The organism is Segatella salivae DSM 15606 (assembly GCF_000185845.1).
Taxonomy (GTDB): Bacteria; Bacteroidota; Bacteroidia; order Bacteroidales; family Bacteroidaceae; genus Prevotella; species Prevotella salivae.
This window is the reverse complement of record NZ_GL629647.1, coordinates 230,405-239,150: the sequence shown is the minus strand read 5'-3', so window position 1 is coordinate 239,150 and position 8,746 is coordinate 230,405. Positions and strand designations below refer to the sequence as shown.

10 protein-coding genes are annotated in these 8,746 nt (G+C 39.5%); all 10 read right to left on the bottom strand.

The genetic code is table 11. The features are described from left to right. Positions 1-177: 177 nt before the first annotated feature. The gene (locus HMPREF9420_RS01075; RefSeq protein ID WP_007133529.1) at positions 178-1,149 is read right to left on the bottom strand and encodes a F0F1 ATP synthase subunit gamma; all 972 of its coding nucleotides are present in this window, start codon (positions 1,147-1,149) and stop codon (positions 178-180) included. 19 nt (positions 1,150-1,168) lie between these two features. Next, positions 1,169-2,755 (bottom strand): F0F1 ATP synthase subunit alpha, encoded by a 1,587-nt coding sequence (gene atpA, locus HMPREF9420_RS01070; RefSeq protein ID WP_007133528.1) that lies wholly within the window; start codon positions 2,753-2,755, stop codon positions 1,169-1,171. A 25-nt stretch (positions 2,756-2,780) separates the two neighbouring features. Continuing rightward, the gene (locus HMPREF9420_RS01065) at positions 2,781-3,317 is read right to left on the bottom strand and encodes a F0F1 ATP synthase subunit delta (protein ID WP_007133527.1); all 537 of its coding nucleotides are present in this window, start codon (positions 3,315-3,317) and stop codon (positions 2,781-2,783) included. Positions 3,318-3,329: 12 nt separating this feature from the next. Beyond that, entirely contained in the window at positions 3,330-3,848 is a 519-nt protein-coding gene (gene atpF / locus HMPREF9420_RS01060; RefSeq protein ID WP_007133526.1) for a F0F1 ATP synthase subunit B, read from the bottom strand. A gap of 19 nt (positions 3,849-3,867) precedes the next feature. Beyond that, positions 3,868-4,110 (bottom strand): ATP synthase F0 subunit C, encoded by a 243-nt coding sequence (atpE, locus tag HMPREF9420_RS01055; RefSeq protein WP_004371056.1) that lies wholly within the window; start codon positions 4,108-4,110, stop codon positions 3,868-3,870. Between the two features lie 65 nt (positions 4,111-4,175). Further along, positions 4,176-5,222, bottom strand: coding sequence for a F0F1 ATP synthase subunit A (gene atpB, locus HMPREF9420_RS01050; RefSeq protein WP_007133525.1), 1,047 nt, complete (start codon positions 5,220-5,222; stop codon positions 4,176-4,178). Positions 5,223-5,240: 18 nt separating this feature from the next. Further along, positions 5,241-5,657 (bottom strand): hypothetical protein, encoded by a 417-nt coding sequence (locus HMPREF9420_RS01045; RefSeq protein WP_007133524.1) that lies wholly within the window; start codon positions 5,655-5,657, stop codon positions 5,241-5,243. An 8-nt stretch (positions 5,658-5,665) separates the two neighbouring features. After that, entirely contained in the window at positions 5,666-5,908 is a 243-nt protein-coding gene (gene atpC / locus HMPREF9420_RS01040; RefSeq protein WP_007133523.1) for an ATP synthase F1 subunit epsilon, read from the bottom strand. Between the two features lie 53 nt (positions 5,909-5,961). Continuing rightward, positions 5,962-7,488, bottom strand: a complete 1,527-nt coding sequence (gene atpD, locus HMPREF9420_RS01035; RefSeq protein ID WP_007133522.1) for a F0F1 ATP synthase subunit beta — start codon at positions 7,486-7,488, stop codon at positions 5,962-5,964. A 130-nt stretch (positions 7,489-7,618) separates the two neighbouring features. Next, positions 7,619-8,596 carry a 6-phosphofructokinase gene (gene pfkA, locus HMPREF9420_RS01030; RefSeq protein WP_007133521.1) on the bottom strand — a complete coding sequence of 326 codons (978 nt, stop codon included), beginning with the start codon at positions 8,594-8,596 and terminating at the stop codon, positions 7,619-7,621. Positions 8,597-8,746 lie beyond the last annotated feature (150 nt).

Sequence of the window (8,746 nt, the reverse complement as noted above, 5' to 3'; positions counted from 1 at the left end):
TTCAACCCCCATGGTTTTATATGCATTTAATGCCTGTTTATAGCAATATCGCCGGGTAATGTGAATCGCACTGAAAGGAATATTCTAACAAGTCAAAAGATTGTGTGATACAAAACAAAAAGGATATTGTCTTGATACAATATCCTTTTTATTATGATTAAATTAAAGAGAGAACTATCAATTGTTGACAGTTCCTCCAACAATATCAAGCAATTCGTTTGTGATGGCCTGCTGACGACTCTTGTTATATTGCAAACTAAGCATACGAAGGAGTTCATTTGCATTATCTGTAGCCGTCTGCATCGCAACCATTCGTGCAGCATGCTCACTGGCATTACTATCGAGCAAAGCTGTAAACACTTGAAGATTGAGTTCTTTTGGAATCAACGTTTCAAGCACAGCGTCAAGACTCGGCTCTACAATGAAATTATCATTCAGTGCTTTTGACTCGGCCTTTTCCTTGGCTTCCTTAGCTTCTTTACGCTTTCTGAGATATTCTTGTGCCTTTGCCGTAGCAACATTGCTTGACAAATCGCGATCATTTTCGAGGCCAATCTTTTCCGTAGACAAGTCTATCGGCAGGAACATCTTACGCGTTAGAATCTGACTTCCAGCAGATTTGAAATGATGGTAAATCAACTCTACTTTGTCAATTTCGTGCGCAAGAAACTTCGATTGAAGCTCTTTTGAAATGTCTGCACAATCAGAGGCTTTTGGCTTTTCAGCCAATTCAAGAAAACTCCCAGCAATCTTTATTCCTCGTTTCACACAATAGTCTTCAATCTTTCGACCGATTGGATAGACAAGAATATCGTCAATCCCCTGGGCCTTATAATCATCAACAGCCTGTTGAAACATCTTAAGAATATTGTTATTGAAGCCACCACACAATGAGCTATTACTGGTAAAAACTACAAGTGCTACCCTTTTCACATCACGTATTGCCTCAAATTCATTCTGAACTTCAGGAATTGTAACGAGAAAAGACTTCATAACATGCTCTAATAAAGTCTCATAAGGCAACATATTCTGAATGGCAGTTTGCGCATGATGAAGTTTACTTGATGCCACCATCTTCATGGCACTTGTAATCTTACGCGTGTTACTGACAGAAGCTATGCGTGTCTTTATTTCCTTTAATGAAGGCATCTCAATGCGTGTTTAATGATTACTTTTTGTATTGGCCAGCTATACTTGCCATGGTTTCTTCAATCGCTTTTATATCCTCATCTGTCAATTGGCCATCTGCCAAGCTACTGATGACATCGCTGTGTGAAGAACGCATTGCATCCAAGAATTGGTCTTGACAGTCGCGAACCTGATCAACCGGAACATCGTGCAATAATCCATGTACTCCACAATAAAGGATTGCAATCTGCTCTCCAACAGGCATTGGGCTATATTGTGGCTGAATAAGCAACTGGTTATTCTTGCGGCCGCGATCCAAGGTCATAGCTGTTACGGCATCCATATCGCTGGAGAACTTTGAGAAAGCTTCCAATTCACGATATTGAGCCATATCGAGTTTTAATGTACCTGCAACCTTTTTCATACTCTTTATCTGTGCGGAACCACCCACACGAGACACAGAAATACCCACGTTAATGGCCGGACGGAATCCTTGATTAAATAAGTTTGTCTCCAAATATATCTGTCCGTCTGTGATAGAAATAACGTTTGTAGGAATATAAGCAGATACGTCTCCGGCCTGAGTCTCAACAATTGGTAATGCCGTCAATGAGCCGCCACCACGAACATGTCCTTTCATGCTCTCAGGAAGATCATTCATTTGTTCTGCTATCTCTTGCTGATTGTTAATGCGCGCAGCACGTTCCAATAAACGAGAATGAAGATAGAACACATCACCAGGATAGGCTTCACGACCCGAAGGACGACGAAGAATCAAAGAAACCTCACGATATGCAACAGCTTGTTTTGACAAATCATCATATACAACAAGCGCACTGAGTCCGCGATCACGGAAATATTCGCCAATAGCAGCACCGGCAAAAGGAGCATAATACTGCATGGCTGCAGGATCAGCCGCCGTTGCACTAACAATAATTGTATAAGGTAAAGCACCATGATCCTTTAGCGTCTGTACAAGTGTAGCAACAGTTGACGCCTTCTGCCCAATCGCAACATAAATACAATAAACAGGTTTCCCTGCATCATAGAAACTCTTCTGGTTTAGAATTGTATCTATAGCAATTGCAGTCTTTCCGGTCTGTCGGTCGCCAATAATAAGCTCACGTTGTCCTCTACCAATTGGAATCATTGAGTCAACGGCTTTCAAACCAGTCTGTAAAGGTTCCTTTACAGGTTGTCTATAGATAACACCTGGTGCCTTACGGTCCAATGGCATCTCAAAGGCATCCGTCAAATCAATATCGCCAAGACCATCAATGGCCTGGCCAAGTGGATTGACAACACGCCCAAGGAAATTGTCATTGACCATAATAGAAGCAATACGATGTGTACGCTTTACAGTCTCTCCCTCCTTAATTCCAGACGTTGGACCTAAGAGTATACATCCGATATTGTCTTCTTCCAAGTTCATTACAATGGCCATTGTACCATTTTCAAACTCAAGAAGTTCACTGGCTTCAACATTACGAAGTCCATAAACACGTGCAACGCCATCTGCAACAGTAAGTACTGTACCTATTTCGTCGAACTGCTCTCCGCTGTTGATGCCCTCCAACTCTTTGAGAAGTACTTCAGAGACCTCACTTGGTTTAATTTTATCTGACATCTTTTCTTTCTATTAAACTGAATTATTATTTCTTAAGATCTGATAGAATACGACGAAGTTTACTCTTAACGCTGGCATTCATACGATAGTCATCGTATTCAAGAACAAACCCTCCAATGAGTTCTTTGTCGACTTCTGTATTGAATTCTACAGTTCCTCGAGTTCTGTTTTCAACCATTCGCTTCATCTTTTCAACAGTTTCAAGACTGACATCTGCCGCTGTGATCAATTTACCACGAGTGATATTCTTAAACTTTCTGTAAAGCGTAATATAAGATGCAGCCATGAATTGCAGTGCAAATTCCCTATCCTTCTTTAACACAAGATCAATAAAACGCTTTGTGAGATTAGTGATATCATCACCACAAGCGATTTCAAGAACCTTCTGTTTTTTTTCTTTCGCAAGCATAGGGTTATCAATAGTAGTTCTCAATTCGGGTACCTCAAGATAGCTTTTATAAAGAATTTGCATTTCTTTATATAGCTCATCTTCTTGCTTTTCTGCAAGAGCACCTTTCAAAAGAGCCCGGGCATATCGAACTGATATAACACCTAAATCCATAAACTACAATTTTTAATCTTTACTTTCTTTTTTAGAAACGTTATCTAACAGCCTATCTATCATTTCCATTTGTGACTTGTCTGTTGACAACTTCTCTCGAAGGATCTTTTCAGCTACTTGAATACTGAGTTCAGCCACCTGTGAACGAATATCGCGAATAGCACTTTGTTTCTCCACCTCTATCTGCTTTTTAGCTTCAGAGATGATTCGTGCGCCCTCATCGCGAGCCTTTTCCTGTGCCTGCTCGATAATGGCATCACGGGTTGTAGCCGCATCCTTCATTATCTTAGCCTGTTGTTCTCGGGCCTCTTGTATAAGGGCTTCACCTTCTTGCTTGATATTTAGCAAACGCTCTGCAGCCTCATGTGCCTTGCTTAAGCTATCATCAATATATCTTTTTCTCTCATCCACCATCTTGATGATGACGGGAAAGCCAAAGCGAGCAAGAAAGAAAAAGACCACCAAGAACGCTGCGAGCATCCAAATAAGAAGACCCAAATCAGGCGTCAATATTGATGGCAAATTCTCCATTCGAATCGATTTCTATTTCTTATTTAATAATAAATGCACAAGCTGCAATAGCAAACAATGCACAACCTTCAACAAATGCTGATGTCAAAATCATATTTGTCATGATCTTACTTGATGCCTCTGGTTGACGAGCAATTGCATCCATAGCACTACCGCCAATCTTACCAATACCCAAACCTGCACCAATTGTTGCAATACCTGCACCAAGACCGCAGCCCAGCTGAGCCAGACCAGTAGCAGCCAATAAAGTTGAAATCATCATAATTCTAATGTTTTTTGTTATTAATATTTTATTCTTGTTTCTTAAACTGATTTTATTTATCTTTCTTATTCTACTTCTTCTTCCTTATGCGCCATACCAATAAATACAGCACTTAATAGCGTAAACACGTAAGCCTGTACAAAAGCTACTAACAACTCAAGGAAATTCATGAAGATAAGCATTAGTACACTGAATATATTCAAGCCTATACCAAAACCTACTCCCATAGACCAGCCAAGGAATATCACACAAGTAAAGCTCAAGATTACAGCGTGTCCAGCCATCATATTGGCAAAAAGACGAATCATTAGAGCAAAAGGTTTCGTGAAAACCCCAAACAGTTCTATGACTGGCATCAATGGAATCGGTGCCTTCAGTAATACTGGAACATGAGGCCAAAAGATATCTTTCCAATATTCTTTATTAGCAAAAAGATTAATGACAATCATTGAACAAATGGCCAAGAACAGTGTTATGTTAATGTTACCTGTTACATTTGCCCCACCAGGGAATATTGGAATCAATCCTATTAAGTTTGCAGTTAGGATGAAGAAAAATATTGTTAGTAGGAAAGGAGCATAAGGTTTATAATGCTTTTCTCCTATCGAAGACTTTACAACATCGTCATTAATGGTCATCACTATCATTTCCATTGCACCAACAAAACCATGTGGAGCCTCACTTTTTGAATCGTGATGACGATACCAACGGGAACAACATGAAAAGACAAGTATCAGTACTATGACAACTATCCAGATTTGAGCTACAGTCTTTGTAATACTCAAATCAAGAGGACGTATCATACTTCCGTCAGGTAACTTCTCGTAAATCTTGCCATGATGTGCCTCATCAAAGAAATAATTTGAAGGTAAATCCTCTGGCAAACAAAATGTCCATTGCCCTGTAGATGAACTTCTGACAATGATTGGAAGCGGTATACTTATCGACTTTCCTTTGTAAGAAGCTATGTGCCATTCATAGTCATCAGAGAGGTGACCAAGCACTATTTCGGAAATATTTAATTTACCTTCCTCTGTGCCATGACTTGCAAACAGCTGTAATGGCAACCAAACCATCATTAAGAGAAGAAGTAATGATTTTCTTTGTTTCATCTTTTTAATCAATTGTCATTAACGATGAGTCTCCTTATTAACACGATAACGTGAGAAAAAAAGCGAATGATGAACAAGTAAAGCTAAATAATATGGAGCAAACATTACAACGAATGTTACCATGCCCTCATGAGTAGTGCTCATATAATAAATGAATAACACTAAACAAGCTAATAGAAAACGAAATCCCGATACAGCCATAAAGAAAGAAGCTTTCGTTTCATCCTCCTTGCCTTCAAGGCGTTTCCATATCAATGCATCACAAATTTCAACCAACAAAGCAAACCCAAAACTCACAAGCATCGGAGTTAACTGTAACCTTAATTTTAATAATTGTACAGCCAATAATTCTATCAAGAACAATGCAAATACTATTTGCAGTGCTTGAAGAATATATCTCTTGCTCGCTGATTTACGATTTGTTTGAATTGCCATTTACTTTTTTATAGTTCAACACACATGCGAATCTCGTTCTTTTGTACTTCTACAAAACCACCGAGAATGTCAAGTATTTCATTCTTACCTTCATAAGGTTGATAGGTTACAAGCCCTTTTTCCAAGGAAGATATAATAGGAGCATGATTCTCCAATATTTCAAATTCCCCTAATGTTCCTGGCACAACGACTCGCATTACCCTACCATCATAGACTACTTTTTCGGGAGAAACAATACGCAAATTTAGCATAGCTATTTAAGCTTTAAGTTGAATAATAAAACAAACTCTTTACTTTTGAATAATTATGCTTTAGCTGCCTCTAACAGACGCTTAGCCTTCTCTCTTACATCGTCTATCGTTCCAACGTTAATAAAGGCTTGTTCCGGAAGATCATCTACCTCGCCATCCAGTATGGCATTGAAACCTTTTATCGTTTCTTCAATAGGAACCATAACACCCTTTAAGCCAGTGAACTGCTCTGCAACTGTGAATGGTTGAGACAAGAAACGTTGAACACGACGAGCGCGATTTACAGTTAACTTATCTTCATCAGACAATTCGTCCATACCTAAGATAGCAATGATATCTTGAAGCTCATTATATCGTTGAAGTAATTGCTTTACTCTTTGAGCGCAATTATAATGTTCTTTACCTACAATCAATGGATCAAGGATTCGAGATGTACTACCTAAAGGATCTACTGCTGGGTAAATACCTAACTCGGCAATCTTTCTTGAGAGCTCTGTTGTAGCGTCCAAGTGAGAGAAAGTCGTTGCCGGTGCTGGGTCAGTCAAGTCATCAGCTGGTACATAAACAGCCTGAACAGAAGTAATAGAACCATTTTTCGTTGAGGTAATTCGCTCTTGCATGGCTCCCATCTCACTGGCCAATGTTGGTTGATAACCTACAGCTGAAGGCATACGACCTAATAAAGCTGAAACTTCTGAACCAGCTTGAGTGAATCGGAAGATATTATCGATAAAGAACATGATATCAGCAGACTCTCCATCTTTTCCTCCATGATCACGGAATTCCTCTGCAACAGTAAGTCCAGACAATGCTACAGATGCACGTGCCCCAGGTGGTTCATTCATCTGTCCATAAACAAGGGTAGCCTGACTTTCAGACAATTCCTTCTTATCCACTAATGACAAATCCCATCGTCCTTCTTCCATCGCCTTTTTGAATGCTTCACCATACTTGATAACACCACTATCAAGCATATCTCGAAGTAAATCATTTCCTTCACGCGTGCGCTCTCCTACTCCGGCAAAAACAGAATAACCATTATGTCCTTTGGCAATATTGTTAATAAGCTCCATAATGAGAACCGTCTTTCCTACACCGGCTCCACCGAACAGACCAATCTTTCCACCTTTCATGTATGGCTCTAACAAATCGATGACTTTAATACCAGTAGCCAACATTTCTTTATGCGTAGAGAGTTGATCAAAGGTTGGTGCAGGTCTATGAATAGGATAAGCACCCTCCATATTGAGTTCAGCCATGCCGTCAATTGGTTTACCAATGACGTTCATCATACGTCCTTTGATTTGTTCTCCGGCAGGCATTGTGATAGGACTTCCCGTACGAACAACTTCCAATCCGCGTCTAAGACCATCCGTATTGTCCATAGCAACGCATCTAACGGTATCCTCACCAATGTGTTGTTGGACTTCTATGACCAAGTCACTACCATCAGCACGTTTCAACTTTAGCGCCTCGTAAATTTTTGGTAGCACCTTTTCGGTATCCTGGCCTTGTGTATCAAAGTACACATCAATAACCGGACCGATGATCTGAGAGATATGTCCTATAATCTGTGACATAAGCTTTTATTTTTTAATATTTTGATTCTATTAATATATTATTGAGCAAAAGTACCAATATTATAACTAAAATGCAAAAGAATTCCCACTTTTTAATTGATACAACTCGTTTTTTTATACCTTTTTAGAACTATATACTTAGCTCGTTAAGTACTTTAATCAGATTCCTATCAAAAGGTTTATCACTTCGGATAGCCTCACTTAAAGGTACATAAACCACTTCATTATTACGCACTCCTACCATGATATTACGCTGCCCTTGCATGATAGCATCTATTGCCCCTACACCCGTACAACTTGCTAATATGCGGTCACGCGCCGTAGGACGACCACCTCTTTGGAGGTGTCCTAAGATTGAAATACGAACATCAAATTGAGGAAATTCCTTCTTTACTCGGTCTGCATAATAGATTGCTCCACATTTAGGACTCTCACTAACAATAACAATACAGCTACGTTTACTCTTACGAATTCCACGCGCCATGAATTGTGCCAACTGGTCAACATCAGTGCTATCCTCTGGTATAATGGCAGCTTCTGCACCTGAGGCTATGGCTGAATTCTGTGCCAAAAAACCTGCATCACGTCCCATAACTTCAACAAAGAAGATTCGTTCATGACTCTGTGCAGTATCTCGTATGCGGTCAACGCACTCAACAATCGTGTTCATTGTTGTGTCATATCCTATCGTACTATCTGTTCCATAAAGGTCATTATCAATTGTTCCAGGCAGACCTATGCAACAGATATCAAACTCTTGAGCAAACTTCATCGCACCTATCAGCGAACCATTACCACCAATGACCACGAGAGCATCAATGCCATGTTTGACAATATTATCATAGGCTTTCTGCTGCCCCTCAGGAGTTTTGAACTCCGAAGAACGGGCAGTTTTCAGCATTGTGCCCCCCTGATTGATGATACCACTAACGTTTTCTGTCGTGAAATCAACGATTTCGCCATTAATAAGACCATCATACCCACGATAGATTGCCTTAATGTTGAAACCATTATAAATGCCTGCACGTGTAACCGCACGTATTGCAGCATTCATACCCGGTGCATCTCCGCCCGAAGTTAAGATACCTATTGTCTTAATCTTTGCCATAATTAAAAGATAACCTTTTTATATTATTCCTAAGAATATTTGTCTATACAACGTTTTGTATTTCGAAAGGCAAAGTTAACAATTATTCTTTAGAATGCAAATAACTGATGTTTTTTATTTTATTTTTAAGAAAACAAATAATGTCTTATC